Genomic DNA, 26,123 nt, shown 5'->3' with positions numbered 1-26,123 from the left:
AGCGGTGTCCGCTCTCAATTTCCAGGTGCGACAGCACACGCTTCAGTAACGAATTGCTTACCATGTTCGAACGACACTTTGACCCTTCTCGACGATTGGGCGTTTCCCCCATGCCAACAGCACAGGAGGCTGCCATGACCATCCTCGATCCTCGTACCGGTCAGCTTGTGACGATTGACCTTACGCCCCGTCCGCGGCCCTGATGAAGGCGTGTGCTCTTTTGTTGAGTAATGACGTACGCTTTTTCAAAATGACTTTTCTTTCGCACTGACCGCTGGGCAATCTTCACTATCAAATTCGAAGCTCAAGCGGATTTGTGCGGATCGTCACCTCCCAACAACGTGAGGTTTGGTTCCGGAAAACTGGCCGGAACCCGATAGCTCCCCCTGCATTGGCCTGTAGGTGTAAGTTCCGATGGCGTTAAGGCGCAGGTTTATCGTGCCTCGCCCCATCGCCGGAGCTTCAGGACGCAATCTTTGCAGAGCACGATTGAATTGGGAGAGTTGGATGGCTCTGACGGGACGCTTTAATCTTCGCAAGACCCTTACAGGCCGCATGATCTTGCAGGTCGAAGAGGAAGTGCAGGGCTTCTGGGGTCGTATGACAGGCCGCCCCAGGCTGCACCGCCGCTGGCGCGATGCGAATGTGCTCGATCTTGCAGCGCCGGAGCTGCGCTCGCTCGTCGATCTGCGCTTCCGCCCGCGTTACATGCCGCAGGTCGAGCCCGCACCGCAGGACTGGCCGCGAGGCGCGCGTCAGCTCGAGGCTATTCCAGCCCAGACGCTGCACTACGAAACCTATGACGAGAACAACCGCTTCTCGACACACTGACGTCGTTAAGCGCTTGAGAGACAAAAGGCCCGGCGCAGCTCGCAAAGCTGAACGCCGGGCCTTTAGTGTGAAGGGCCGCTTAAGACGCGTTGTTCTGCAGCTTGAGCGTGCTGACGGGCGTCTCGTTCGCCTTGCGCGGACGGGGCGTCTTCTTGGAGCGCGGCAGCGGCGTCATGATAGCATGAACCGGGTTGGGAAAGTGCTCCAGCGTCGCACCGGTTGCAGCATCGGCCGCCATGCCGACCACGCCGCCGATGATCACGTTACCGGCAAATCCGGCCGCGCCAGCGCCCGCCACGCGGGTCTGGACCGGAATCTGCTGGTCTTCGTAACCGGCCATCCTGAAGGTGGTGATGAACTCGGCCTTGCGGCTGATCTCAAAGGTGCAGGGCGTGGCCGGGCAGGTGTGGCCAATGGACGTGACGGCGGATGCTCCCGACGGCTCGGACGTGACCGTGACCTGCTCGGTGGTTCCGCGGGTGACGGTGGCACAGGCTGCCAGCGAGAGAGACGCGGCAGCAATGATCAGAATTCTCATGATTCCCCCAGAAAATGGTGGGCGGAACCAATCACAGCCCCCTGGCTGACGCAACACCGTAACGCATCTAGAAGTTGATTTTCCCCGCGCAAAGAGGTGCCGTAACGCAAGCGTTCTCGGGAGGCTTTTGAGAAGGATTAAGATTTCGACAGGCGGGAAATTGGTCGGAGTGATAGGATTCGAACCTACGACCCCCTCGTCCCGAACGAGGTGCGCTACCAGACTGCGCTACACTCCGACACCGATATTTCATCGGGAAGGCCGGTCTTATAGCGGCGGTGCCCGAGGGCCGCAAGGGGAGATTTGCCTCTCCCAGCCAATATCTTTTCAAAAACGACTCTTCCAAAACCGGGTTGCCAGGGCGGGCTTGGCCGATTATGTACACGCCCATCGTTGGGGCGTCGCCAAGTGGTAAGGCAGCGGTTTTTGGTACCGCCATTCCCAGGTTCGAATCCTGGCGCCCCAGCCATCCTCCCAAACAATCAGAAAAGTCCGCACGCCGAGAAGAGAGATACTCTTCGCGCCGCTTTTGCCTGGCCTCATAGGCATGCATCTCTTCGCTGATGTTCCGTAAGAGAGCCGGCCCAGCCGGAGTACCACGAAGGATCCCGTTCGCCGCCTAGACCCGGAAAGTCCTGAGACGATATCAGATGGACGAGACCGGCAGGCAGGAGAAGAACCGTGATCGCGAGCGATGAATCCCTCAAATTCGGCACCAGTGGATTGCGCGGCCTCGTCACGGATCTGAACGGGGTCCCGGCCTATGCCTACAGCCGAGCCTTCGCGGAGATGCTGAAGGCGGATGGTTCTGCAACTGCTGCAAAGGGACATGTTCTGGTCGGGCGGGATCTGCGCGAGAGCAGCCCGAGCATTGCTCAATTATGCTGCGCGGCCCTGAAGGATTCAGGCCTCGTTCCGCTCGATTGCGGTGCTTTGCCCACGCCGACTCTGGCGTATCACGGCATGCGTTTCGGCCTGCCGGCGATCATGGTCACGGGAAGCCATATTCCTGAAGACCGCAACGGATTGAAGTTCTATCGGGCAGAAGGCGAGATCGACAAGAAAGACGAAGCCGCCATCGTTGCCTGGCACGAGAAGCTGAACATTGCGAAGCTGCCCGCGAATGCGCGCGATGTTTATGCGGCAAATCCTGAGATCGATCTCATTGCCGCTTATCAGCAGCGTTATCTGGACTTCTTCGGAGCTGACGCTTTGAAGGGGCTTACGGTCGGCGTCTATCAGCATTCCTCTGTGGCGCGCGATGTGATCGTGCAGATGCTTGAGATGCTCGGCGCACGTGCTGTGCCGCTCGGGCGCGCCACGAGCTTCATTCCCGTCGATACGGAAGCCCTGCGCGAGGAGGATGAGCATCTGGCCAAAGAATGGGCCGGCGAGCGGAAGCTCGATGCGATCGTGTCCACGGATGGCGATGCGGATCGCCCGCTGATCTCCGATGCACAAGGCCGTTTCCTGCGCGGTGATCTCGTGGGTGCGATCACGGCTCAGTATCTCGGGGTGGACGCCATCGTGACCCCTGTCACATCGAATTCGGCGCTTGAGGCTTCAGGCGCTTTCGGAAGCGTCGTCCGCACGCGGGTTGGCTCGCCTTATGTCATCGAAGGCATGAATGAGGCCGCGCGATTGGGCGCGAAGGCCGTGCTTGGGTTCGAGGCCAATGGCGGCGTCCTGCTGGGCTCTTCCATCGAGCGCAAAGGGCGCAGGCTTGCAGCGCTTCCGACGCGGGATGCCATGTTGCCGATCCTCTGCGCGCTCGCATCGGTGATCGAGCAAGGAAAGTCCCTGGCGGAAATCGGGACGGCTTTCGCGTTCATGTCCGCGATGAGCAACCGCCTGAAGAACGTGCCCAATGAAAAGACGGGCAAGTTCCTCCAGAGACTTCAGCAGGACAAGGCGTTCATCGACGAGATTTTCGCGCCGCTCGATGGGGCCTCGGCACTCGATATGCGGGATGGATTGCGGATCACGGCCGGGAACAGGGAGATCATCCATTTCCGCGCATCCGGCAATGCTCCCGAACTGCGGGTCTATGTGGAGGCGGCATCGCAGGCGCGGGCGGAAAGCCTGCTCGATTGGGGCCTCTCTGTCGCGGCACGCCAGATCGGCGGATAACCGAATAACGCATCTACGGTTGTGGAGGGGCAGGCCAGGGGGCCTGCCTCGTGCGGAGCCGCATGCCACCCAGAGCGGAACATCGCACAAGGCAGCGATATTTGGCCTAACCAGGAGGGTTTGCTTGTTGTAACATAAGATCAATGATGTAGATATTTTGCATCTTTGAGGCTTTGTTCGAGAGCGACTGCCGGAAGGTCTATTGGGTATGACGAAACGTTTTCTGGTGACGGGGGGAGCTGGTTTCATCGGCTCGGCCGTCGTTCGTCATCTGATTGGCAAGACATCCCATCATGTCCTGGTGGTCGACAAGCTCACCTATGCCGGCAATCTCGCTTCCCTCGCTCCCGTCGACGGAAATCCACGTTATGCTTTTGAGCGTGCCGACATTGCCGATTCAGACCGCATGCGAGAGATCATCCAACGCTTTCAGCCGGACGTGATCATGCATCTTGCAGCCGAGAGCCATGTGGATCGCTCCATCGACGGCCCGGCTGCATTCATCCAGACCAATGTGGTCGGCACCTTCGCGCTGCTCCAGGAAAGCCTGCGCTACTGGCGGGCCTTGAACGGAGAGCGCCGCGACACTTTTCGTTTCCATCATATCTCGACGGATGAGGTTTTCGGCTCGCTGGGAGAAAACGGTTTCTTCCATGAGACCTATCCCTACCAGCCGACCTCTCCTTATTCCGCCTCGAAGGCGGCTTCCGATCATTTCGTGCGGGCCTGGCACCATACCTACGGTCTGCCCATCGTCTTGACGAATTGCTCCAACAATTACGGTCCGTACCATTTCCCGGAGAAACTGATCCCGCTCATGATCCTCAATGCCTTTGAGGGCAAGCCGCTTCCTGTCTATGGCAAGGGCGAGAACGTGCGCGACTGGCTCTACGTGGACGATCACGCCGAGGCGCTCGTTCTGGTGGCCGAAAAGGGCAGGGTGGGCGAGAGCTACAATATCGGCGGATGGAACGAGCGGAAGAACATCGATGTCGTCAAGGCGGTCTGCGCTCTCGTCGACGAACTGGCGCCGAACCCGCAGATCGGCACTCGTCAAGATCTGATAACTTACGTGACTGACCGCCCTGGTCATGACCTGCGCTATGCGATCGATGCATCGAAGATCAAGCGAGAGCTTGGCTGGGCGCCTGCCGAGACATTCGAAAGCGGCCTGCGCAAGACAGTCCAGTGGTATCTCGAAAATCGAGATTGGTGGGAGCAGGTTCGCAACGGCGGCTACAGAGGCGAGCGCCTGGGCCTGATGGGTTGAGAGAGATGTTCATGCCTGCTTCTTGCAAGAACAGACACCTGGCAAGCGTGAGGGTTTGAGGGTGTTGGACATCCAGCAGACAGAAATCCCGGACGTGAAGATTGTGACGCCGCGGCGCATCGGTGATGACCGGGGATTCTTCTCCGAGGTCTATAATCGGCGCACGTTCGCAGAGGCCGGCTTGGACCTTGAGTTCGTGCAGGACAATCATTCTCTCTCGCGAGAAGCCGGTACGATCCGGGGGCTTCACTTTCAAAGCCCGCCATTCGCTCAATGCAAGCTGGTGCGAGTGACGCGCGGCCGCATTCTCGATGTGGCTGTCGATCTTCGTCGTTCTTCACCGACCTTCGGCCGTCACGTCGCTGTTGAGCTTTCTGCATCCAATTGGCGTCAGTTGCTGGTGCCGATCGGTTTCGCCCACGGCTTCTGTTCCTTGGAGCCAGATACCGAAGTTCTTTACAAGGTCACGAGCTATTATTCTGCCGCTCATGATCATGGTGTTGCGGTCGATGATCCGGCACTGGGTATCGAATGGCCCGTGCCAATTTCGGAGGCGATCCTTTCGGAAAAGGATCGGAAGCTTCCGCGACTGGCAGAGCTGTCGACGTATTTCGATGAGTAAGGCGCAGTCGCAGATGATGGACGTGCGAAAGCCGTTTCAGTCCCTGGCTTCGTTGCTTGCCCGCATCAGACTTGAGGTCGCTTCTGTTAGCCTCAGCTGCAAAGGAGTTTCGCTTTGAAAGGCATCATTCTGGCCGGGGGGAGCGGCACCCGGCTTTATCCGATGACGTATGCAACGTCCAAGCAGCTTCTACCGGTTTATGACAAACCGATGATCTACTATCCGCTGACCACGCTCATGCTGGCAGGTGTGCGCGACATCCTCATCATTACAACCCCTGAGGATCTCCCTCGCTTCAAGCAGCTTTTGGGGAGCGGTGAGCAATGGGGCATTCGCTTGTCGTATGCGGAGCAACCCAAGCCGGAAGGTCTCGCTCAAGCCTATATCATCGGAGCCGATTTCGTAGGCGACGAATCCTCGGCACTCATCCTTGGAGATAATCTTTTCTATGGCCACGGTCTGCCTGAACTGATGCATTCAGGAAGCCGCGGGTCTCAAGGGGCCTGCATCTTTGCCTATCACGTCCAAGATCCGGAACGGTATGGCGTGGTCAGCTTCGACGGTGATGGAAAAGCGATCTCGATCGAGGAGAAACCGAAACAGCCGAAATCGAATTGGGCTGTAACCGGGCTCTATTTCTACGACGCTCAGGTGATCGATATTGCGGCAAGACTTAAGCCTTCGGCTCGAGGAGAATTGGAGATTACCGACATCAATCGAGCCTATCTCGAAATGGGACAGTTGCGCGTCGAGAAGATGGGACGAGGGTTTGCCTGGCTGGATACCGGGACGCCGGACGCCCTTGTCGAGGCGGCAGGTTTCGTTAGGGCACTCGAGCAGCGCCAGGGCTTCAAGATGGCCTGCCCGGAAGAGATCGCGTTCAACCTCGGCTGGATCAGCCGCGACCAACTTATGGATCTCGGCCGGCCCCTTTCCAAAAGCACATACGGCCAATATCTCCTCGCCGTGGCTGAAGGGGAGATCTAGGGGAGAGAAGGGGCTTCCCTTCGAACTCGGCTATTCATGGCCTCAGACAGAGATCGCCCGAAGCGGCCGTATGCCTCACCCCCTATGGTGAGAAGAGAAGATAGAGCTCGTTCTGTAGTGCTGGAAAATGTCTGGGGTAGGGGCTTAGAGTCCAGCCAAGGGCCAAGATCGTGCGTCTTTGTATTGTCGCGGCCTTCTCAAGGTACTAATGAGGGCCCAGGCACGCGGCATATCCTCAGGGGCTTTCAGGATCGACCGTATATGGTTTTCATAAACCAGAGCGAGTCGCCTGGGCCTCGGATTGGACGGCACGGATTATCATGAAGAAAATTGCAACAATCATTGGCGCCAGACCTCAGTTCATCAAGGCTGCTCCCCTGTCGTTCGAGTTTGCGAATTCAAGCGAGATGCAGGAAATCTGCATCCATACCGGCCAGCATTTCGACGAAAACATGTCGGGCATTTTCTTTCGCGAATTGGGCCTGCCGAAGCCGGCCTACCAGCTTGATATTCATGGGGGGCCTCACGGCCAGATGACCGGCCGCATGATGGAGGCTATCGAGGCCATCCTCATCGAAAACCGCCCCGATGCCGTGCTTGTTTACGGCGACACCAATTCCACGCTCGCCGGTGGTCTCTCTGCGGTCAAACTGCATATTCCGGTCATTCACGTGGAAGCGGGCCTTCGCTCGTTCAATCGGAGAATGCCGGAGGAGATCAACAGGGTCCTCGTGGATCATGTCAGTTCGGTTCTCCTGTGCCCCACCTCGGCTGCCGTCGAAAATCTGAAGGCCGAAGGCATCACCGCTGGCGTCCACCAGGTTGGTGACCTGATGTATGATGCGACCCTGAAGATGACGCCCGTTGCGGCGAAGCATTCGCGCATCATGGAAGTGCTGTCACTGGAACCGAAGCGCTATGGCGTTGCCACCCTGCACCGCGCTGAAAATACGGACAGCCCGGAAGCTCTTCGGAAGGCGATGGAGTTTCTGATGCACTTGTCGGAGCAGGTTCCGCTCGTGCTGCCGCTTCATCCGCGCACCCGACAGGCACTGGTTCGAGCCGGGATCGCTGTGACTGAGGATCGGTTGAAGCTGATCGATCCGGTCGGCTACTTCGACATGCACGTCTTGCTCAGCAATGCGAGTATCGTGGCGACGGATTCGGGAGGCGTTCAGAAGGAAGCTTATTTCCACAGGGTTCCGTGCGTCACCCTGCGTTCCGAAACCGAATGGGTCGAGACGATCGATAACGGTTGGAACCGCCTGTGGCATCAGGAAGAGTACCAGCCCCGGCGCGAAATTCAGGAATATGGTACGGGTGATTCCGCCAAGAGAATCCTGGAGATCCTGAAGAGCGCGTAGCCATACGGCACTCGGCAAGCAAGAACCTCAGCAGTTATTCGGAAGCGCTCCCAATGTCTCGATGGGGGCGGATGGGCCGGATATTAGCCTCTCGCTCCCTGGCTCAATCACCGCCACAAGGCGTTAACTGGCTTTGCGGCTCATATTCACGCCATGAGCTGGACCGGTGGAAACAGGGCTCCTGGGCTGCGGAATTTGCCGATTTCCTCAATATTGACATATTGTAACATGATGCCCGGGCTGGAGCACCGCAGGTTGCTTGGAATGGCGAAGTTTTCATTTCAATTCAAAGCAATTCTCGTTATCAGGCCGCAATGTATTTCCGGAGAATAGCCGTGTCGCGCCAACCTCATGTCGTATCGATCGTGATGAATGGGGTCGAGGGAGACAGTCGGGTCATCAAGACTGCTCAGGCGGCCATGAATGCCGGCTACCGGGCCACCATCGTCGGGGTGACCTTTGCCCCCGATACGGTGAGACGGGAGATCGAAGGAGTTCCTGTCGTTCTTCTTCCTCATTTCGCGACCGAGTTGATGAAGTTCGGCCTCTGGGGAGGCTCTTCGGAAAGAGATCCTCGTCTCCTGATCGGCGGGCACCTTCAGGTGATGATCCCCGAGATCGTCAGGCTCGCGCCGGACTTGTTGCATTCTCATGACATGATTGGTCTCAAGCTCGGAGCCGCTGCAGCCCAGGTCATGGCCATGAGCGGCCGTTCAGTGCCTTGGATTCATGATGTGCATGAGTTTGTCGCCGGGCTTACGGGAGAGGCCGCGAGTTACATGCCGGCATGTCTCGGCTATGAGCGCGAGTATCTGCACAAGGCCGATTATCTCTTTACCGTCAGCGAGCCTTTGGCCGATGAGCTCGAGCAGCGCTATGTGCTGCCATCCCGCCCGACCGTAACCTACAACGCTCCGAATAAGGGCACGTTTGACGAAGCCGGTGCGGATATCCGCTCGACGCTGGGGCTTGCATCCGATCTTCCGCTCGTCGCGTATGTCGGGCGCGCCACGCGGCTGCGAGGCTGCGACGCCATTCTCGACGCCATCATGAAGTTGGACGGCGTTCATCTCTGCTTCGTCAGCCAGGGATCCTATGTCGAGGGACTGAAGGCAAAGGCCGCGAAGGCCGGCTTTGGCGATCGGGTCCATTTGCTTCCCTATCTGCCGAGCCATCAGGTGACGACCTTTATCCGAACTGCGGATGTCGGCATCCATGGCTTGGTTCATTACCCCAATGGGGAAGTGGCGATGCCGAACAAGATGTTCGAGTATCTGCATGCCAAGCTGCCAATCGTCGTGAGCGACGTGGCCGCTATGAAGCAGTTTGTCGAGAGCAATAACATCGGGACGACTTTCATCGCTCAAGACGCTGATTCCTGTGCAGTTGCGATCAGGCAGGCGCTGGATGGCGCCGGCCGCTTCCGCTCAAACATTACGGATGAGCTGATCGATGAGTATTCCTGGGAAGCTCAGGAGAGAAAGATCCAGAACGTGTATCGGGATCTTCTGGGCGCGCCGAAGACGGTGACGCTGGCTGCAAGGGATAATGCAGCTATAGCCCAGCGGCTCGATGAGATCGAGTTTGAAGCGAGATATGGGCGCTGCCTCGCACAGATCAATTTCAAGACAGGAATTCGGCTGAATTCTATTCTTGGCCCGGTCTTTGCTGAGCGTGTTCGTTTCCTGCGCGAGAAGACCTCCGAGGAGGGCATCCTGCGGACAGCCCGCTTCGTTGGATCGAGATTGTTGAAGGTCGTGAAGCGCGGCTAGCACGGGGTGCTGGATCTGTGACGCTCAGTATCGCTGATGCGTAAAGAGTGATGGATTGAAGGTTCGAGATGTGCGGGATATTCGCCTCCGCTGGTTATACGCCTGATCGCGCGCGCATTGCGATCGTGGCCCATCGCGGCCCGGATGGTGAAGGGTGGGAAACGCGGTCTTCGCCTACAGGACCGGTCGCGCTTGGTCATCGGCGGCTTGCCATCATCGATACGAGCGAGGCCGGGCTACAACCCTTCTCGGATCGAAGCGGACGCTTCCTGCTGACCTATAACGGGGAAATCTACAATTACCGCGAACTCCGCGAGGAGCTGATCGCTCTCGGCGATACATTCCATACCCATACTGACACGGAAGTTCTGCTTGCTGCATGGCAGCGCTGGGGGGAGAGCGCGCTTCATCGCTTCGTGGGGATGTTCGCCTTCGTCATATGGGACGAGCGGGAAAAGAAGCTCTTCGCCGTGCGCGACAGGTTCGGCATCAAACCTCTTTACTGGGTAGAAGGGCAGGGCGGTGTCGCCTTCGCATCCGAGATCAAGCAGCTTCTCGATCTGCCGGGCGGCGAGCGCCGGATGAACCTGCCTCGCGTGCATGATTTCCTTGTCGGTGGGATGAGCAATCACACTGCCGAAACCATGTATGCCGGCATCCGTCAGCTGCGAGGCGGCGAATGGGCGATGGTGGATGCGCAAAACAGTGGCGGGGTTCGTGTCACTGTGCGTCGCTGGCACGATATCGGCAGGCCATCAATTCCCTCGATGAGCAGCAAACAAGCTGCAGAGACTTTCCGCGATTTGATGGAGCAATCGATCCGACTGCATCTGAGAGCAGACGTTCCTGTCGGGGCTTGCCTTTCAGGGGGACTGGACTCGTCCGCTATCGTTGGACTGATGGCTCGCATATTGCCGGAAGAGCATCAGGGATTGCATACGGTCTCTGCATGCTTCACCGATAAGTCCGTGGATGAGAGACCGTATATGGAGGCGGTCGTTCGTGCCACCGATGCGACCCCGCATTATGTCTTCCCTAAACCTGAAGATGTCATCGATCACGCCGGTCTCATAACCTGGCATCAGGATGAGCCTTTTGCCTCGACGTCGATCATTGCTCAATGGTGCGTATTCTCGGAAGCGCAACGCGCCGGGATCAAGGTCATGCTGGATGGGCAGGGCTCGGATGAGATCCTGGCCGGGTATAATTTCTGCTATCCGTATCACCTCGCTCACCTCGTGCGGCAGATGCGATTGGGAGCATTCATATCCACGCTCAATGCACGCCGGCGGGAACAAGGACGTGCCTTTGCATCGCAGCTCGCACAGGTCGCTTTTGCATTAGCTCCACGGACCCTGTCGGACGCGATGTTCAAGGTTCATAGCGAACGCCTGAAGCATGGATGGCTCGACACGGGTGTTTTGAATGCGATCGGCCGCCAGCCGTCACCGTTGCGAACTGCGGCAGAGTCTCTTGGGCTGCCCTCGCCGACGGATGTCGCATCGCTTTGCGATGTGATGACCTATGGCTCCAATCTCCCCATGCTGCTGCAGTGGGAGGATCGCAACAGCATGGCGCATAGCATCGAAGCTCGTGTCCCGTTCCTTGATCACCGGCTTGTCGAGTTCGCTCTTGGCCTGGAGGCCGAGCATAAGCTCGCGGGCGCGGAAACGAAGAAGGTTCTGCGGCAGGCCTTGTCGGATGTGCTGCCTCAGGAGGTGCGCGACAGGCGCGACAAGCTCGGATTTGCGACGCCGGAATCCAACTGGCTCAAAGGCCCCTTGCGGCTTCTTATCGAGGATGGTGTCACGAAGACGCTGGAGACCTGCCCAGACCTTCTCAATGGTGCCGGGGTGCGTCGCATGCTTGATGAGTTTCTCAAGGGACGCGACGCCCTGGGTTCAACTCTATGGCGTGTCGTGAATCTCGGCATCTGGGCTGACCGTTTTCGCGTCACGGTTGCCTAAGCGGAATACGATGCCTTTAAGCGTCTGATCTTGTCAGCAAGGCTTCGATGCACGACCTGAGGCGCTCGCGCTCCTGTTCCCAGCATAGGATTTGCGACGCTTCACGTGCTCTCAAGCGAAAGCCATCGACAGCTTCAGGAGTCAGTTCATTGATCGTGGCGCCGATAGCCTCGGGGCCCACATCGCCACTGACAACTCCGATACCGTGCTCCAGGACGATCCTCTTGAGGTCGGAGCCGGGGGATACAGCGATAGCAAGGCCCGCGCCGATATACTCGAAGAGCTTGTTCGGCAGCGTGAATTGGTGCTGTACGGTCTGAAGCGGCGTGAAAAATACGCCGACATCGGCAGTCCGCGCCGCACTCGGGATCACCTCTTCAGGAGCAACAGCAGGCTCGAAGATCACTTGATCATTCGTGCTCACATTTGCAGCACGCTGGCGAAGCTCTTCAAGATAGGCAGGGTTGCCGTCGCCACGGATGATCAGGCGGTGAGCTGAGCGCCACAGGGGAATGCTGTCGATCAGGTTCTCAAGGCCGCGCCCTGGCAGGATCTGCCCGTGGAAGAGCAGGCGCAGAGGCCATCGCGTTTCCGATGCCACGGGAAGAGCATACCTGTTCGGGATGCTGCGGATGACAACCGGCAATGTGCTGAGATTGTAATGGCGCTGCAATTCCTGCGCCAGACCGGGGCTGATCGTGCTGACGCTGTCCGCGGCTCCGATAACTGCTTTCTCCAGATGCGACACGAAGGGCTTATAGACGACGCGCCACCACGCCCGCTCATCGAATTCAAGCGTCGCAAATTCGTGCGAGTCGTAATGGATGCGACCGCCGCATTCTGCCTTCCAGCGAGCAGCGACCACAAGCGCCGGCCAATCATTGGCAATCACCAGGCGAGGACGAGCTTTCTTCAGCTGATTGAGGGCCCAGCGATACCGGGGCGATGACCAGAAGCCCGCCATGGCCGCTGCCTTGCCCATATGGGCCGGAAGCTGGCGCACCAATGTCCCGATGCGATGACCAAGAGTCGGAGAGGGAAGGGGCCATGAGGCAAAGTCATGCCCGATGGTCTCGCCCGGTGCGGCATAGCCGATAACCTTGGGATTGTGTCCCATCTTCGCCACGAGATCGCATTGGCGAAGCACTCGCTGATCGCGTGCGATCCGCGAGAATGACAGGATGGCTATGGTCTCACGCATGCCGCTTTGCCGTCTCGACAGAAGCGCTGACGATAGGCTTCATAATGGCATCGATCATCTCAGCGCGATTGGCCCATGTGCCGTGTTGACGGATATAAGCCGCGCCATTCCGACCCTTTTGGCGGGCCAGATCGGGCTGTGAGGCGATCTCCGCAACAACATTGGCCAGCGCCTCGGCATCGGCCATTGGAATGACCCAGCCTGTATCGTAGGCACGCACCAAATCCGCCTGGAAGGCGATGTCGCTCACGATCACAGGCGCGCCGCTGGCCATGGCCTCGAAGAACTTGAGCGGGGCTACCCCGGTCGTCAGATGGTCCGTCGTATCTTCCGTGATGCTCAGTGCCGCAATCGCACCCCGGGCATAGCTCGCCGCCTCCGCTTGAGGGAGGCGACCGAGCCAGGAGATTGTCTCGGAAGGCGGAAGGTTTTGCAGTTGCTCGCGCTCAACTCCATCGCCGATGACGATCAGCTTCACACCTTTCGGCCATGCAGGTAATTGCGCGGCCCGGATCATCGTGCCGACGCCATGCCAGCCTGTGAGCGAACCGATGAAGACGACATAAGGGCTCAGCTCTGACGGCCGGGGGCCCTCAGGTGTAAAGAGCGCTGTATTGGCGGCATTGGTCACGATGCTGATGCGTTCGTGACCAGTCTCTCCGGCAGCCCAGCGACGTAGGCCTTCCGTGACGACGAAGACATGGGAGGCCAATCGCATCTGGACTCGGTATGTCCAGTGAATCACGCTGCTCAACCGGCCGAGCCACGGATAGGTGACGAAGATGTCATCCGGCCGGCCATTGATCTCCTGAAAAACCGGAACACCGGCTGCTCGTGCAATGAGCGAGGCTGGCAGGGCGGCGAAGTGAGACCGCATATAGACGGCATCTGCCCTGCGAAGCTCCCGAACCATGTTCCATTGCACACGCAGATAATCCAGGAGCCGCTTGAAATAGCTCGCCCCCGAACTGGCGCCGCCTCGGTCGGCGGCGAGCAGGCTCACCTGCCAGCCAAGGGACCGAAGCCCCTTGACGATCTCATGGATATGCGTGTGGGCAGCCTCGCCTTCCCGTGGGGTTTCTAGCGCCAGGTAGAGGAGGTGCCGACCGGTTTTCACGCCGCAGCAGTCCTCTGCGCCAGTGCGCCACGGACGGCCTGAATGATCCGGTCCTGAGTGGCTTCTTCCAGGTAGGGATGCATGGGCAGGCTCACCACTTCCGCAGCAAGGCGCTCAGATACCGGCAGACCGTTCCCGGCCACGGGATAGCTCTTGTAAGCCGTCTGCTGGTGAAGCGGCTTGGGATAGTAAACCATGGTGGGAACGCCGGCGGCCTTCATGTCCGCCTGGAACTTCTCACGGTCCAGACCCCGCAGACGCAGCGTGTACTGTGCCCACACGGAGGTGTAGCCCTCCGGGGTATCCGGGACGATCGCGACATCACGCAGATTGTCGTTGTAGCGCTTGGCAATCCGGTCACGAGCCTCGACCTCGCTCGGGAAGATCTTCAGCTTCTCGATCAGGATCGCAGCCTGCATCGTGTCCAGACGTCCGTTCATGCCGATGCGGACATTGTCGTACTTGTCCGAGCCCTGGCCGTGAACGCGGATGGAGCGCATGACTGCAGCGAGTTCGTCATCATTGGTGAAGACCGCTCCGCCATCGCCGTAGCAGCCCAGAGGCTTGGCGGGGAAGAAGCTGGTGGACGTCGCCAGGCCGATCGAGCCAACTTTGCGGCCCTTGTAGGTAGCGCCGAAGCTCTGGGCCGCGTCGCACAGCACCCACATGCCTTCACGCTGGCACACGGCCTCGATGGCATCGTAGTCGGCAGGCAGCCCGAAAAGATCGACCGGGATCACGCCGACAGGCTTCAGACCGAGGGCCTTTGCCGTCTTGATGCCAGCCTCGAGGCTGGCGATGTCCATGTTGAAGGTATCTTCGCGAACGTCGACGAAGATCGGCGTCGCGCCGGTCCATGCCACCACTTCGGCCGTCGCGGCGAAGGTGAAGGTGGGGCAGATCACGGCATCGCCCGGCTGCACGCCTTTCGCCATCAGCACGAAGCCGAGGGCGTCCGTGCCGTTGGCGCAGGAAACCACATGTTTGGCACCTGTGAAGGCGGCAAGATCGGCCTCCAGAGTCTTCACTTCGGGGCCCATGATGTAGCCGCCGTGGTTGATGACCCGCAGAACGGCCTCATCGACGGCGGAGCCCAGGCGCTTGCGCTGTGCCGCAAGGTCGATGAAAGCAATCGGATCAGTCATCACGCAATCTCCTCAAGTTTGTCGGGACCGACCTCGCGATAGCGGCGACCGGTTTCAGGGCAGACTAAATCGGGGCCGAGCTTGGCACCCGCATGGCTCATCCAGCCGATGCGCTTGGCGGGGACGCCAGCCATCAATGCAAAGGCGGGGACATCTTTGGCAACCACGGCACCGGCTGCGATGAACGCATACTCGCCGAGAGTGTGGCCGCAGACGATGGTGGCATTCGCGCCGATCGAGGCACCGCGCTTGACCAGCGTGGGCCTGTACTCTGATTTGCGTGCAATCTCCGAGCGCGGATTGTTCACGTTGGTGAAGACGCAGGAGGGACCGCAGAACACCCCGTCTTCCAGAGTCACCCCTTCATAAACCGAGACATTGTTCTGGATCTTGACGTTGTTCCCGACCGTCACCTTCGGCCCGATCACGACATTCTGGCCGACATTGACATTCTTCCCAAGCGTCACATTCCCGAGAATATGGCTGAAGTGCCAGATCTTGCTGCCTTCGCCTATCTCGACACCGGGGTCGACATAGGCTGATTCATGGATCGTGACGCCGGGATAATCCTTGGCCACGCGCGGCTTTGCGCCAAGTATGGGAGCTGCAGCAGGTGCTTGTGCTCCATTAGAGCGGCCCGTGCGCAGAGCATCGGCAGCGCGGGCCAGTACCGATAGAACCCGCAGGCCTTCGCGGCCATCCGTACGCGGTGTCGCGCCACTGCGCACGCAATCGATGAAATGCTGGCATTCCTGCTTCAAAGGCTCGTCCTGAGGAACCGAGACAGGAACTGCGTCTGCCTTCACAGGCACGGGCATGTTGTCCTTCCACTCCACCTTGTGCGGATAGAGAAGGAGTTTGCGATCCCAGACTTCACCATCATCGAAGACGGCCATGGCATCCGAGCCCACGACCACGAGCTTCTGTTCCTTGAAGGGGTGGAGCCAGGACACGAACACGTGCGCCCGCTCGCCGCCTGGGAAGCTGAGGTGAGTTGTGGTCACGTCGGCAATGGCATCATGCAGGTAATAGCCGCCAACGGCCTCCACCTTTTCCGGCTCGCTACCGATCAGAGACAAGATCATGGAAAGATCGTGCGGCGCGAAGGACCACAAAATATCCTCTTCGCGGCGGATCTTTCCAAGATTCAGGCGGTTCGAATAGACGTATTGAAGGCGGCCGAGTTTGCCCTCGCGGACCAGTCGCTTCAGTTCAAGAAAGACCGGGTGGTACTGAAGCAGATGGCCGACCATGAGGCGGCGGTCCAGACGCTCGGCGAGTGCGCAGAGCTCCTTTGCTTCATCCACTTCGAGAGACAGAGGCTTCTCAACGAAGACATGCTTCCCAGCTTCAAGGGCGCGCTTGGCAAGGGAATAGTGCAGAGCGGCGGGAGCCGCGATTGCAACCGCATGAACATTCTTGTCGACAAGGGCTTCTTCGAAGCTGAGAGCCCGTCCGCCATGCTTTGCGATCAGTCCCTCGACCGTTGGCTGATGAGCGTCGACGAGGGCTTCCAAGGCACCGAGTTCGGCGAAGTTGCGGACGAGGTTCTTGCCCCAGTATCCGCAGCCGACAACCGCCACCCGCACATCGCTTCCCATGATTACTCGACCTTATCTATCCGTTGTAATGATTTTCAGATCAGGCCTTGATGACCCGACCCTCTGGGATGCCGGCTTTAGCGCAGGCATTCCGGGTATCGACGACGACCTTGGCGTGATCCACAACGAGCTTGTAGTCGACATTGTCGTGATCGGTGGCAATGAGGACTGCGTCATAAGCAGCAAGCGTCGCCGCATCGAGGGCGGTCGACCGGCGGCCGGCGAGTTCGGCATGCTCGCGGGTCATGGGGATCACAGGGATGTAAGGGTCGAAGTAATCGACATGGGCGCCGCGAGCCTCGATCAGCTCGATGAGCTTCAAGGACGGGCTTTCGCGCATGTCGTCCACGTTCTTCTTATAGGCAATGCCGAGCATCAGGATCTTGGATCCCGTGAAGGCCTTGCCGCTCCTGTCGACTGCTTCCGCGAGCTTGTTCACCACGTAATAGGGCATACGGGTATTGATCTGGCCCGCAAGCTCGATGAACCGGGTCGCGATGTCGTATTCGCGCGCCTTCCAGGTGAGATAGAACGGATCGATCGGAATGCAGTGTCCGCCGAGACCCGGCCCCGGATAGAACGGCATGAAGCCGAAGGGCTTGGTTTTGGCGGCGTCGATCACCTCCCACACGTCGATGCCCATGGCGGCATAGACCACCTTCAGCTCGTTCACGAGGGCGATGTTCACGGCCCGGAAGATGTTTTCGGTAAGCTTCACCGCCTCTGCCGTAGCGGAAGAGGAGACCGGCACCGTTTTGACAACAAGCCGGCTGTAAAGGGCGTCTGCCACGGCCAGGGCATCCGGTCCATCGCCACCGACCACCTTCGGAATTGTCGATGTGCCGAAATCGGGATTGCCGGGATCCTCGCGCTCCGGTGAGAAGGCCAGGAAGAAATCCTCGCCGCTCTTCAGGCCCGTTGACTCGAAAATCGGCTTGAGGATCTCGTCCGTAGTTCCCGGATAAGTGGTGGATTCGAGAACGATCAGCTGTCCCTTGCGCAGGCGCGGCGCGATGGCGCGGGCAGTGTTCTCCACATAGGACAGGTCCGGCTCACGGTGCTTCGTGAGAGGAGTCGGGACGCAGATCAGAATCGCGTCCGGCTCACTCAGACGAGAAAAGTCCGCAGTGGCCTCGAACTTACCACTCTGCACGGCCTCGGAAATGGCCTCGGAAGAGATGTGTTTAATGAAGCTCTTGCCCTGATTGATCTGATCCACGCGCGGGGAATCGATGTCAAAGCCGAGGACGTTAAAGCCGGCCTTTGCAGCGGTCAGGGCCAGCGGAATACCAACATAACCCAAGCCCACAATTCCAACGACCGCTGTGCGATCCTGCATAGCCCGCTCGAGGCGAACGGCGATATCCGAAATCGTATTACCTTGTAGCATGAAGTGTATCCCTGTAGCAGGGCAGGCGTTTCCCACGAATGGAGCAAATGGTCAACATTTCTGATTGCCGCGGAACGAACCTGAGAGCTCATTGAAAAAGAGCATTAGGCGCGTCTTGCAGGGTATATATAAATATTGAAATAGATTTTATTCTTATAAAGCAGAGGTTGAAGTAAAATAATTTATATATATTACGTATATATCTTATTGAAACTTAAAATTCTTCCATTGATTGCTCGTCAAATACTGTTCCGCTGGCGATTTGTTTCTCTTTGATGGCCTCCAATTGTTCTGGGGAGAGATTTACCCCTGGAATAAACGGAGCATAGGGCCTTACTGCTGGTAGAAGCGCAGCCGCTTGGACGAGAGACCCGAAGAAGCTGCCAACCAAGGCTAGGTATGAGCGCAGCAATGTGAAGACGATGAAGATCTCTCCAAGGTCAAATGTCGCAATATTAAATTCATGGGCGAATAAAATAAAAACAGCGAATAATAGGCTAAATATGAGAGGCGTGAAGCTGAAATAAGAAGATATAAATATCCTATTGAGATAAGCTTTGAAGTATTTTCCTAATTCATCTGTTGCTTCTTTTGAAGCGTTCAGCTTCCATTCGGAGACGATCCTGGAATGTTTAAACATTCCAGTAGTCGAGTCGGCCATCTTAATATTGAAAGTCCTCATAATCAGGTAGAGGCCACTGGAACAGCAGAGAATTAATCCAACGCCGGCAAGTCCATAGTGATGCGGAATGAGTATGAGGAGGCCAATAAGATTGGCGAAGAGCACGCAGACAATGCTGACGGTTCTCATACTGATTGTTGCAATGCGCCCATAATAATTCGATGCCCGGGGAATGTTTCCCCCAGCGTACTTGGCATTCGGCGCAGATCTGAGCATCTCCGCGAACCAGCGTTCCTGATCAACAGTAACCTTGGCCTCGATAAATGTTTGGCCGATTCTTGAGATCAGAGCGATCAAAGAGAAGGCGATGGCCAGAGAAATCGCAAAAGTCTTATTTTGAACAAAAAAGCTGAACTGTGGACGGTGCTTCAGTCCCATAACATCGAAGCCAAAGTACAGCGCGATCATAGTCGAGAAGCCGATCGTCGATCCGATCAAGGCTATCCCGGCAAGAGCATGAAGCGCCACGTTGAATTTATTATTGACAGCTGTCGCAAGGAACAGAGTGCGGTCGCGTGTTTTCATCGGGGGCCTGTTTCAATATGAGCCGACGCTTACCAGCTTGCATTTTGAGCTACAATAGTGGTTCAAGTGCAGGCGCCTCTCAATACATTCCCGAAAAGGGCCGTCAGAGCCGAAGTGCGGCTTCGCATCGAGCCCCAGTCGCATGAGGAAAAAGGTATTTATCTGAGTGGCTTAAGGGTGGCATGTTCTGGCCGGGGTAGATAGCGTGCGAGTTTTTCAGGGTATGACAGGATCGGCAGGCCAACCGGCGGCTCTTGCAAAAGGGCTGCGGCATTATGGCGTGGCCGCACAAAGTGTCATAATTGGAGATAATAAATTCTCTTACGGAGCCGATCAGAAGGTTGACAGCGCAATAACGGACTGGGTTTCAGTCGGCAGATATTTGACTGGCATTGTCGATGAATTCGACATCTTCCATCTTCATATGCGGCCTTTTTTCTATTGGCATCCCAACAAATTTTATTTCCCAGCTCTGCTGGACCTTCTTGTTTTAAAAGCGGCAGGCAAGAGGATCTGCTTTCATTTCCGCGGAAGTGAAGTCAGAAGGGCTTCGCTTTTCCGTGCGGAAAACAAGTTCCACTATGTGGACGAGGATCCGGAGCGTCTTTTCAAGAAGTTTAGAGAGCCTTCGCAGGACATTTACATCAACTACATTTCCGCTGTGGCAGACAGGGTCTTCGTGACCGATCCCGAGCTGCAAAGCTATGTGCCTGGTAGCGTCATCATACCACGATACTTTGAGCTGCCTGAAACATTTGAGGCAAGGCCTCTGAGGGATAAGAATCCTGTTGTGCTCCATGCTCCTTCTCGACGGGGTGTGAAAGGAACAGAATTCGTTCTGTCGGCCGTTGAACAACTGAGACGCGAAGGTTTAAAATTTGAATTCAGAATGGTGGAAGGCACCTCCAACGCTGAGATACTAGAGGCTATCGCAGACGCCGATATCCTCGTGGATCAGCTCAGAATTGGGTGGTATGGCGTCTTAGCCGTGGAAGGCTTCGCCTTAGGTCGGTCGGTCATCTCATATATTCGCCCTGACCTTGTCGGTGCATTCGGCGACCGCGGCATGCCTGTTGGCAATGCCGACCCTGAGACCCTGATAGGGATCCTCCGCGAGCATATCGAAAATCCTGGGCTTAGAGAGGCAAATGCTCGAGCGGGGCGGGAGTGGTTTCAAAAGACCCACAGCACACAAGCCGTGATCGAGCCCCTTCTAGAGCACTACCAGGATATCATGCACTCGCCAAAGCCGGTTGATGCGCGAGGCGTTCAGAAGTTTTTCGAGCACCAGGCTTCCCTGAGAGACGAGACTTCCTGGCTGCCATCTTTGCCTCTCTCTGCAAGCATGGGACTGAAAAAATTTAAATATCTTAGCGAGACAGAAGGTTTCGATACAGCAGCAAAGACACTATTCCGATATCTCCGAAGGACCATATTCTGATTTGATGTAGACGCAATTGCGACGTGATCTAATAGGTCGTGTGCAAGAGAAAGTTAAAGCGGTGTCTTAAGTTTGCTGCATGGTAGGTCTAAAACAAAGCAGAGGTACATTTCAGCCAGCATCTGAAGGCGCATAACCGTAGGCTGCTCCTAAAAGCAGCGAAGGCGTTGCTCCGTTGCATATTGAGCACTTATCAACTCAGATAAGGCAAGTGTCGTTGTCATGAAAAGGCTGTCAAAACAAGGGCGAGGCCATCTCACTGTGACGACGATTGCGCCTAAACCTTGGATGAGTTGATGCGGGACCTGTGTTTATGGCCTCTATCTGAGCAGGCTTCCTCTACAGTTCAATCCGATTGTTACCCCCCTTGTGATCATGTTTGATAATTAAGAAGCTGGCGAGTGGCTGATGAGCCAATAACGGCTAGCGCATCCACGATGCTGAGACCCGGAATAAACGGGAAAGCCTGCGTCTCATACGGCACTGGACGATAGGATCTAACCTCAAGTGCGATGCCGGCTCCCTCGAATTTCTCCCGATTTTGATAATTCTCTCCGCCAGGTCCTGAGAGATAAGATGTCCCTCCAAGCTTCTTGACCAACTGAATCAGGCGATCATCTCCCGTTGCTTCGACGTTCAGATCGGAGCTGAGCACCAATCTTGATTGAGCTCCAACGGCCTTGGCAATAGATCTCAACAATCCAGTATTCAAAGTACATAGGTTATCATGGGGCGTTTCTAGAGTAGGTCTGATAATATCGAGCATTTCCGTGTAGAAGCGTGCTTTTCCATATACCTGATAGAGCGTTTTCAGGTGCTTTTCGCGAAACAAGGGTTGAGCAATTGCGACGCGGTTAATGGCTGGGCGTCCCGGCTTGGACACTGGTACGGAAAACCACTGGTCAGTGGTTCCATTGCGTATCTTTGTTCTAGTGACAAAGCTCTGCCCGCCTGGAATATCGGCATCATCAAGTATAACAAAGACATCGCAGTTGAGCATCTTCGTGAAAAAGCCGCACCAGGGTAAATAGTTGGGCTGATGAATCGCAACCTTCATGGTTCATCCCTTCGACAGCTTGCCGATATGGCTTCTATGATCATGTTCTAGGAGAGGGTAGCTACAGATAAGTTTAGGCGCTCACGTAGGCGCGTAATCCGCCAGATATGTTGAGAATTCCTAAGTGGGCATGCTCTTGAACATGCTTAGGGCCTGCTCGGCGATGTACGAGACGTCAGCATCGCTCATAGACGGGTAAATTGGTAGACATAAGATCCTTTCCGCGAAATCTGTAGTATTTGGAAGGTGGGTCCCGCGGATCCCCTCCTTTATATGGAGGGGCTCTAGAACACCAAATCCACAATAGATGTTGGCCTCTGCTAGCTTCTGCTTCAAGTAATCCCGGGCCTGTTGGGTCGGCAGCAAAATAGGATACTTCAGAAAACCTGATTGCTCTGAGAATGCAAAATTCGTTTGTATCCCTGGTGTGTCACGAAAACATTCTGCATAGACTCTGCCAAGCCTTTTGCGCTTGGCAATAAATCCTGCGAGCTTTTGTAGTTGGGAGTTGCCCAAAGCAGCGTTTAAGTTAGTCAAGTGGTAATTGTATCCAACCGGCTCATATCCTCGGCGCGCGCCATAATATGTCAGCCGCTTTGCGGTATCGTAGGCCGCTCTATCTTCGGTGACGACCATGCCCGCATCTCCACAAGTGATCATCTTTGTCGAATAGAAGGAAGCCACTGCGTGAGATGTATAAGAGCCCAATTGTTTGCCATTATACTCGACTCCTAATCCTTGGGCGATATCCTCGACAACATTCTCCCTGCCGAAGTGATTTGCCACGGCGTCTACATCAGATGGGAAACCAAAGTGATATGGAAGGATTATCAATCGTGTCTTTTTTGAATAGACACGGCTAATTGTTTCCAATGTGATGTTAAAACTGTTGTGCCCAATATCGGCGAATACGGGAGTGGCGCCCACTAGTTTTATTGGGTAAAGTACTGATGGGCAGCAGTAGCTTGGAATGATGACTTCATCATCAGCTTTTATACTGAGCGCTTGCAGAAGAATATGAATTGCTGAGAAGCCATTAACTGTTGCCTGCCCATGAGGCTTATTCAAAAATTTTGATATCTGTCCTTCGAATGCGCGGACGTAGTCTCCTTCTTCGAGGTGCCCGGAACGGAGCGCCTCAACAACGGTTGCCACATCGTCGTCGTCGATCATTGGTCTGGCTGACGAGAACTTCTTCATCTAATTGTGGGCTCCAGATAGAGATCGTTGCTTCGAATGATCTTAGCTGGGTTACCATACACGATGACACCTGCAGGCACTGACTTCAGGACAACGCTGCCAGCCCCTACAACACTGCCTGAGCCAACGACAACGCCATCGATCAAGACTGAGCCTGCGCCAAGATAACAATCATCATCAACTCTTACGCCACCGGCTATCGTAACACCGGGAGCAATATTTACATTATCTCCAAGGACCGAATCGTGCTCAATGGCGGTGTTGGAGAAAACTATACAGCCGCTACCTAGAGTTACTTTACTGTGTAGGCAGGTGTTGGGGCAGATGATATTTCCCACTCCCATCTTAACGGAGGTTGCAACCGATGCATCTTTCGATACTGCATTTAAGCTAAGCAAATTCCGTTGCTTTAAATCTTGGATGAGTCTTCGCCTTAGAGACATGTTGCGCAAGGCAGCGATGGCGACAAAAATGCCGCTCTCGTCGCTATCCTTATATTGCGCGACTGCACCTAACCATGTGGGGTCGTCCGTTGCGCGGTCATCATAGTAACCGCGGAATATGTGATCAGTAAGAATTTCTCGAATTGGCTGAAATAGTCCGCCTCGCCCGATAATAGAATAGGATGCTTGGCTCATCTTCGTCTCTTTGCCTTGCTGTTCGTGTTCAGTAAGAGACAGCCCGCACGATCTCGAACACCTCGGCCAAAGGCGATCCTACCTGCACTCCACGGAACGTTAGCTGCGACCGCAGAAAGTCCCGATTGAAGTAGGGGCGACCCTTCTGGGAGTTGTAACAGTTTAAAGCAGCGGCCTTTGCTTCAAGATGCCTCTCTTCGATGATAGAAAAGAAGCTAGTCGTAAATACAATATTGTTCCATGGAAGCTCGTAGCTCAGGATTGTCTTCTGTTTGAAGGCGCGCAATGCTTCTACATGAACGGTGGAGTGATCCTGATGAAGATCCGTTCCAGAGGGGACCAGAATGACGTCGGGATTCAACTCGCTTCTCAACTTCAGCATGTCATCGAGAATGTCCTGCCGACGTTCTGAAAAGCGTCGGACACGGTAGTCGAGAATTCTCAAATCGTCGGCCGTTATACCCAAAGCACCCGTTGCCGCTCTGACTTCTTGCTCAAGGATATTCGAGGGCCAGCCGCCAGGAACAGAGTCCTGGCAGGTTGAAAAGGCCACATAAACGACCCGGCTTCCCTGTTCTTTCCATTTTGCGATGGAGGCGCCAGCCCCAAGCTCCCCATCGTCCGTGTGGGGGGCGAGGACCAAAATCGTTTTGTTATCTAGCAACTGAAAGGCTCCCGTAGATTTCGATCAGGCGCTGAGTTTGCACTTCCCAGCTATAAGACTGCGCAATTTGCGACCAATCGACCGAGTCGAAGTATCCTTGCTTTCGCAGTGTCACGGCTTCTTCTATGGCCGCTGCCATTTGCTCAGGGGTAGTCATCTCTCGGGAGATTCCTGCGCCGGTTGCCATTACGAACTGCCTCATCTCGGTCAGATCGCCCACAAGAATCGGGACATGAGCGAATACTGCATCAAAGAGTTTGTTCGGAAGCGCGAGGTCATAGGATAGGCAGACATTCTGGGCCGGATTGATGAAGAGATCCGCATCTGAGATCAAGGCTGGAACTTCGTTCGGCGCGACAGAAGGGACCAAGTGTATCCTAGAGGCTGTGCTGCTTTGGCTAGCAACTTCAAGCAGTTCGGCGTCCTTGTCCTGCCGCCGGGGTCCTAGGATGGCTACATGGTAATTTTGCGGCAAGTGCTCTAAGCTTTTGACTAAGATCTCAAGCCCCCGGCCGAAAGTTACAGCGCCTGTGTAGACGATCAGAACCGTCTCTTGAGGAACGCCTGTTTTTTCCTTCAAGCCAGATCTATTCGTTAGGTCGCCACGCCATACTGATGGGCTATTGAGAACAACGGCCGGGCGAGGAATGTTATACGAGCGCGCAAGAGCATCGGCGATACCATCGCTTACAGTAATCACATGATCGACCTTACGGATATACCGCCATTCGATGAGCTGATCTGCGATATTCTTAACAAAATTGTACTCTTTGTTGCGATGCATCTCAAACTCGTGAGAGTCATAAATGACACGCGCGTGAGGAGCATGCTTATCTCTGTACCTAATAGCGGCGGGTAAAGTATATAGATCGTTGGCGTGAATAATATCTGGCTTGAACTCTTTCATGTAAGGCGATGTTGATATATAATAATCAATATACTTTCCAAATGGGCCTATGTATTTCTTATAGAAACTATGTTTCTTTCTTGTTTTTTCATAATACTTAATTTGATGGCGCTCATAGGTGGCGTCGATTCTCTGAATGGTCTTGAGGTAATTTTCCTCTCTACGAAGATGATACTGGCTTCGCTTGATACGAGCCCATTGCGTTGCGATAGCCAAAAGCTTTTTCGAAAGGGATGGCTGGTCCGAAAGACCTTGCAGCAAACTGTCGTGAGTTACCGCATATTGGCGTGCCAGTTCCGCAAGGGCGAGCCCTTTATAGAGGCGGAACTTTCTCTTTTTTCTAGCTTTCGACTGCTTGCCGAGCTTGTAGAGATTGCGAAGGATGCACAGGCGATAGCTTAAGTGGATGAAAGGCGCGCGCACCAAGCCAGGATCAGAGTAGGTATGCTCGGCATTCTTCTTCGTGATTCCAAGAATGCCGACTGAATAGCCGCCGCTCCGAAGTGCGGCTGCGGTCTTCTTTACCCTTGTATCGTGGTCGACTGAGTTAGCGACCAGAAGCAAAACCCGTTGCCCTTCGGCTTCGGAGGGATAGGTTTGGATCGCCCCCGGCGGCAATTCGGGAGAGAGGCTTTGGAGAGAGCGCTCTGTTCCAAATATGAAACGCTCAATTCGTCCTTTTGCTCTGCCAGAAAGCGAACGGGTTTGCTTGGGTGCAGCCACCGTACCGTCTGTGTCAGAATTTAAGAACAAAGAAGACATTGAGTACCTTCAGTTGTGTCTGATCCGCCCCTCGAAGGAAGCGCCGCTATGGGCGGGCAACTTACTTGATGCCTCGCGAGCGTGTTCAAAAGGAGGGTCAGGATGTTATCACATATAGCATAGAATCGAAAGGGTATGTGTTACATCATCGAGGCAAATAAACAATCGGTATCTTTTTGTAATAGAAATGTTATTTGCCCAGGCTGCCACTTTAGGTAGCCGCATCTGTATTTGAGCGTCTTATAAGACGTTGCGGAATGACTTTCAGAGGCCTGAGGCCGAACTCATCAGAAGAACTATAATCGCCAGTTG

The 26,123-nt window shown here is 55.7% G+C and carries 21 protein-coding genes and 2 tRNA genes; 10 read left to right on the top strand and 13 right to left on the bottom strand.

Annotated elements, in window-relative coordinates; genetic code table 11:
- Window positions 1-507: 507 nt before the first annotated feature.
- Window positions 508-831, top strand: a complete 324-nt coding sequence (locus tag MJ639_RS11470) for a hypothetical protein (RefSeq protein ID WP_243372138.1) — start codon at window positions 508-510, stop codon at window positions 829-831.
- Window positions 832-910: 79 nt separating this feature from the next.
- Here MJ639_RS11470 and MJ639_RS11465 read toward each other — a convergent pair whose 3' ends face one another.
- Both MJ639_RS11465 and MJ639_RS11460 read right to left on the bottom strand, forming a co-directional pair.
- Window positions 911-1,369, bottom strand: a complete 459-nt coding sequence (locus MJ639_RS11465) for a translation initiation factor 2 (protein ID WP_243372136.1) — start codon at window positions 1,367-1,369, stop codon at window positions 911-913.
- 161 nt (window positions 1,370-1,530) lie between these two features.
- Window positions 1,531-1,607 (bottom strand) — tRNA-Pro (locus tag MJ639_RS11460).
- Window positions 1,608-1,763: 156 nt separating this feature from the next.
- On the opposite strand from MJ639_RS11460, the gene MJ639_RS11455 reads away from it, so the two are divergent.
- The 8 genes from MJ639_RS11455 to asnB all read left to right on the top strand — a co-directional run bounded on the left by MJ639_RS11455 (window position 1,764) and on the right by asnB (window position 11,481).
- Window positions 1,764-1,838 (top strand) — tRNA-Gln (locus MJ639_RS11455).
- A gap of 212 nt (window positions 1,839-2,050) precedes the next feature.
- Window positions 2,051-3,499, top strand: a complete 1,449-nt coding sequence (locus MJ639_RS11450; RefSeq protein ID WP_243372134.1) for a phosphomannomutase — start codon at window positions 2,051-2,053, stop codon at window positions 3,497-3,499.
- Window positions 3,500-3,707: 208 nt separating this feature from the next.
- Window positions 3,708-4,769 carry a dTDP-glucose 4,6-dehydratase gene (rfbB, locus tag MJ639_RS11445; RefSeq protein ID WP_243372132.1) on the top strand — a complete coding sequence of 354 codons (1,062 nt, stop codon included), beginning with the start codon at window positions 3,708-3,710 and terminating at the stop codon, window positions 4,767-4,769.
- A 61-nt stretch (window positions 4,770-4,830) separates the two neighbouring features.
- The gene (gene rfbC, locus MJ639_RS11440; RefSeq protein WP_423790789.1) at window positions 4,831-5,391 is read left to right on the top strand and encodes a dTDP-4-dehydrorhamnose 3,5-epimerase; all 561 of its coding nucleotides are present in this window, start codon (window positions 4,831-4,833) and stop codon (window positions 5,389-5,391) included.
- 114 nt (window positions 5,392-5,505) lie between these two features.
- Window positions 5,506-6,378, top strand: a complete 873-nt coding sequence (rfbA, locus tag MJ639_RS11435) for a glucose-1-phosphate thymidylyltransferase RfbA (protein ID WP_243372123.1) — start codon at window positions 5,506-5,508, stop codon at window positions 6,376-6,378.
- Window positions 6,379-6,698: 320 nt separating this feature from the next.
- A complete protein-coding gene (gene wecB, locus MJ639_RS11430; protein WP_279306608.1) occupies window positions 6,699-7,742 on the top strand; it encodes a non-hydrolyzing UDP-N-acetylglucosamine 2-epimerase in 1,044 nt (347 codons plus the stop codon).
- A gap of 335 nt (window positions 7,743-8,077) precedes the next feature.
- Window positions 8,078-9,514 carry a glycosyltransferase family 4 protein gene (locus MJ639_RS11425; protein ID WP_243372120.1) on the top strand — a complete coding sequence of 479 codons (1,437 nt, stop codon included), beginning with the start codon at window positions 8,078-8,080 and terminating at the stop codon, window positions 9,512-9,514.
- Window positions 9,515-9,582: 68 nt separating this feature from the next.
- Window positions 9,583-11,481, top strand: a complete 1,899-nt coding sequence (gene asnB, locus MJ639_RS11420; protein WP_243372118.1) for an asparagine synthase (glutamine-hydrolyzing) — start codon at window positions 9,583-9,585, stop codon at window positions 11,479-11,481.
- Window positions 11,482-11,497: 16 nt separating this feature from the next.
- On the opposite strand, the gene MJ639_RS11415 is transcribed toward asnB, so the two are convergent.
- The 6 genes from MJ639_RS11415 to MJ639_RS11385 all read right to left on the bottom strand — a co-directional run bounded on the left by MJ639_RS11415 (window position 11,498) and on the right by MJ639_RS11385 (window position 19,142).
- On the bottom strand, window positions 11,498-12,682 hold the full coding sequence (locus MJ639_RS11415; RefSeq protein WP_243372116.1) for a glycosyltransferase: 1,185 nt from the start codon (window positions 12,680-12,682) through the stop codon (window positions 11,498-11,500).
- On the bottom strand, window positions 12,675-13,799 hold the full coding sequence (locus MJ639_RS11410) for a glycosyltransferase family 4 protein (protein ID WP_243372114.1): 1,125 nt from the start codon (window positions 13,797-13,799) through the stop codon (window positions 12,675-12,677). Before MJ639_RS11410 ends, MJ639_RS11415 begins: the two co-directional genes overlap by 8 nt.
- Window positions 13,796-14,944 (bottom strand): DegT/DnrJ/EryC1/StrS family aminotransferase, encoded by a 1,149-nt coding sequence (locus MJ639_RS11405; RefSeq protein ID WP_243372112.1) that lies wholly within the window; start codon window positions 14,942-14,944, stop codon window positions 13,796-13,798. The genes MJ639_RS11410 and MJ639_RS11405 overlap by 4 nt, the downstream gene beginning before the upstream one ends.
- On the bottom strand, window positions 14,944-16,545 hold the full coding sequence (locus MJ639_RS17840; RefSeq protein WP_279306607.1) for a Gfo/Idh/MocA family oxidoreductase: 1,602 nt from the start codon (window positions 16,543-16,545) through the stop codon (window positions 14,944-14,946). The genes MJ639_RS11405 and MJ639_RS17840 overlap by 1 nt, the downstream gene beginning before the upstream one ends.
- Before the next feature lie 40 nt (window positions 16,546-16,585).
- On the bottom strand, window positions 16,586-17,935 hold the full coding sequence (locus MJ639_RS11390) for a nucleotide sugar dehydrogenase (RefSeq protein WP_423790788.1): 1,350 nt from the start codon (window positions 17,933-17,935) through the stop codon (window positions 16,586-16,588).
- Window positions 17,936-18,149: 214 nt separating this feature from the next.
- Window positions 18,150-19,142 carry a hypothetical protein gene (locus tag MJ639_RS11385; protein ID WP_243372110.1) on the bottom strand — a complete coding sequence of 331 codons (993 nt, stop codon included), beginning with the start codon at window positions 19,140-19,142 and terminating at the stop codon, window positions 18,150-18,152.
- Between the two features lie 223 nt (window positions 19,143-19,365).
- Between MJ639_RS11385 and MJ639_RS11380 the strand changes: the two genes are divergently transcribed.
- A complete protein-coding gene (locus MJ639_RS11380; protein WP_243372108.1) occupies window positions 19,366-20,583 on the top strand; it encodes a glycosyltransferase family protein in 1,218 nt (405 codons plus the stop codon).
- A gap of 373 nt (window positions 20,584-20,956) precedes the next feature.
- Here the strand turns inward: MJ639_RS11380 and MJ639_RS11375 are convergent, their stop codons facing one another.
- The 5 genes from MJ639_RS11375 to MJ639_RS11355 all read right to left on the bottom strand — a co-directional run bounded on the left by MJ639_RS11375 (window position 20,957) and on the right by MJ639_RS11355 (window position 25,811).
- Window positions 20,957-21,640: a WbqC family protein gene (locus tag MJ639_RS11375; RefSeq protein WP_243372083.1), complete on the bottom strand. Its 684-nt coding sequence runs from the start codon at window positions 21,638-21,640 to the stop codon at window positions 20,957-20,959.
- Window positions 21,641-21,760: 120 nt separating this feature from the next.
- A complete protein-coding gene (locus MJ639_RS11370) occupies window positions 21,761-22,840 on the bottom strand; it encodes a DegT/DnrJ/EryC1/StrS family aminotransferase (RefSeq protein WP_243372081.1) in 1,080 nt (359 codons plus the stop codon).
- On the bottom strand, window positions 22,837-23,478 hold the full coding sequence (locus MJ639_RS11365; protein ID WP_243372071.1) for a DapH/DapD/GlmU-related protein: 642 nt from the start codon (window positions 23,476-23,478) through the stop codon (window positions 22,837-22,839). The genes MJ639_RS11370 and MJ639_RS11365 overlap by 4 nt, the downstream gene beginning before the upstream one ends.
- Before the next feature lie 28 nt (window positions 23,479-23,506).
- A complete protein-coding gene (locus tag MJ639_RS11360; RefSeq protein ID WP_243372069.1) occupies window positions 23,507-24,142 on the bottom strand; it encodes a PIG-L deacetylase family protein in 636 nt (211 codons plus the stop codon).
- Window positions 24,132-25,811, bottom strand: coding sequence for a glycosyltransferase (locus MJ639_RS11355; protein ID WP_243372060.1), 1,680 nt, complete (start codon window positions 25,809-25,811; stop codon window positions 24,132-24,134). Before MJ639_RS11355 ends, MJ639_RS11360 begins: the two co-directional genes overlap by 11 nt.
- Between the last annotated feature and the right edge of the window lie 312 nt (window positions 25,812-26,123).

Source organism: Microvirga solisilvae (assembly GCF_022808595.1).
In the GTDB taxonomy this organism is placed as follows: domain Bacteria; phylum Pseudomonadota; class Alphaproteobacteria; order Rhizobiales; family Beijerinckiaceae; genus Microvirga; species Microvirga solisilvae.
Note: the sequence above shows the minus strand (reverse complement) of the source record. Positions and strands in the feature narration are given on the sequence as shown.

What these genes read in the sequence shown, in the direction of transcription:
- MJ639_RS11470 (WP_243372138.1), top strand. Translation starts at nt 508, where the DNA reads ATGGCTCTGACGGGACGCTTTAATCTTCGCAAGACCCTTACAGGCCGC.
- MJ639_RS11465 (WP_243372136.1), bottom strand. Translation starts at nt 1,369, where the DNA reads ATGAGAATTCTGATCATTGCTGCCGCGTCTCTCTCGCTGGCAGCCTGT.
- rfbB (WP_243372132.1), top strand. Translation starts at nt 3,708, where the DNA reads ATGACGAAACGTTTTCTGGTGACGGGGGGAGCTGGTTTCATCGGCTCG.
- wecB (WP_279306608.1), top strand. Translation starts at nt 6,699, where the DNA reads ATGAAGAAAATTGCAACAATCATTGGCGCCAGACCTCAGTTCATCAAG.
- asnB (WP_243372118.1), top strand. Translation starts at nt 9,583, where the DNA reads ATGTGCGGGATATTCGCCTCCGCTGGTTATACGCCTGATCGCGCGCGC.
- MJ639_RS11415 (WP_243372116.1), bottom strand. Translation starts at nt 12,682, where the DNA reads ATGCGTGAGACCATAGCCATCCTGTCATTCTCGCGGATCGCACGCGAT.
- MJ639_RS11405 (WP_243372112.1), bottom strand. Translation starts at nt 14,944, where the DNA reads ATGACTGATCCGATTGCTTTCATCGACCTTGCGGCACAGCGCAAGCGC.
- MJ639_RS17840 (WP_279306607.1), bottom strand. Translation starts at nt 16,545, where the DNA reads ATGGGAAGCGATGTGCGGGTGGCGGTTGTCGGCTGCGGATACTGGGGC.
- MJ639_RS11390 (WP_423790788.1), bottom strand. Translation starts at nt 17,935, where the DNA reads ATGCTACAAGGTAATACGATTTCGGATATCGCCGTTCGCCTCGAGCGG.
- MJ639_RS11385 (WP_243372110.1), bottom strand. Translation starts at nt 19,142, where the DNA reads ATGAAAACACGCGACCGCACTCTGTTCCTTGCGACAGCTGTCAATAAT.
- MJ639_RS11380 (WP_243372108.1), top strand. Translation starts at nt 19,366, where the DNA reads ATGACAGGATCGGCAGGCCAACCGGCGGCTCTTGCAAAAGGGCTGCGG.
- MJ639_RS11375 (WP_243372083.1), bottom strand. Translation starts at nt 21,640, where the DNA reads ATGAAGGTTGCGATTCATCAGCCCAACTATTTACCCTGGTGCGGCTTT.
- MJ639_RS11370 (WP_243372081.1), bottom strand. Translation starts at nt 22,840, where the DNA reads ATGAAGAAGTTCTCGTCAGCCAGACCAATGATCGACGACGACGATGTG.
- MJ639_RS11365 (WP_243372071.1), bottom strand. Translation starts at nt 23,478, where the DNA reads ATGAGCCAAGCATCCTATTCTATTATCGGGCGAGGCGGACTATTTCAG.
- MJ639_RS11355 (WP_243372060.1), bottom strand. Translation starts at nt 25,811, where the DNA reads ATGTCTTCTTTGTTCTTAAATTCTGACACAGACGGTACGGTGGCTGCA.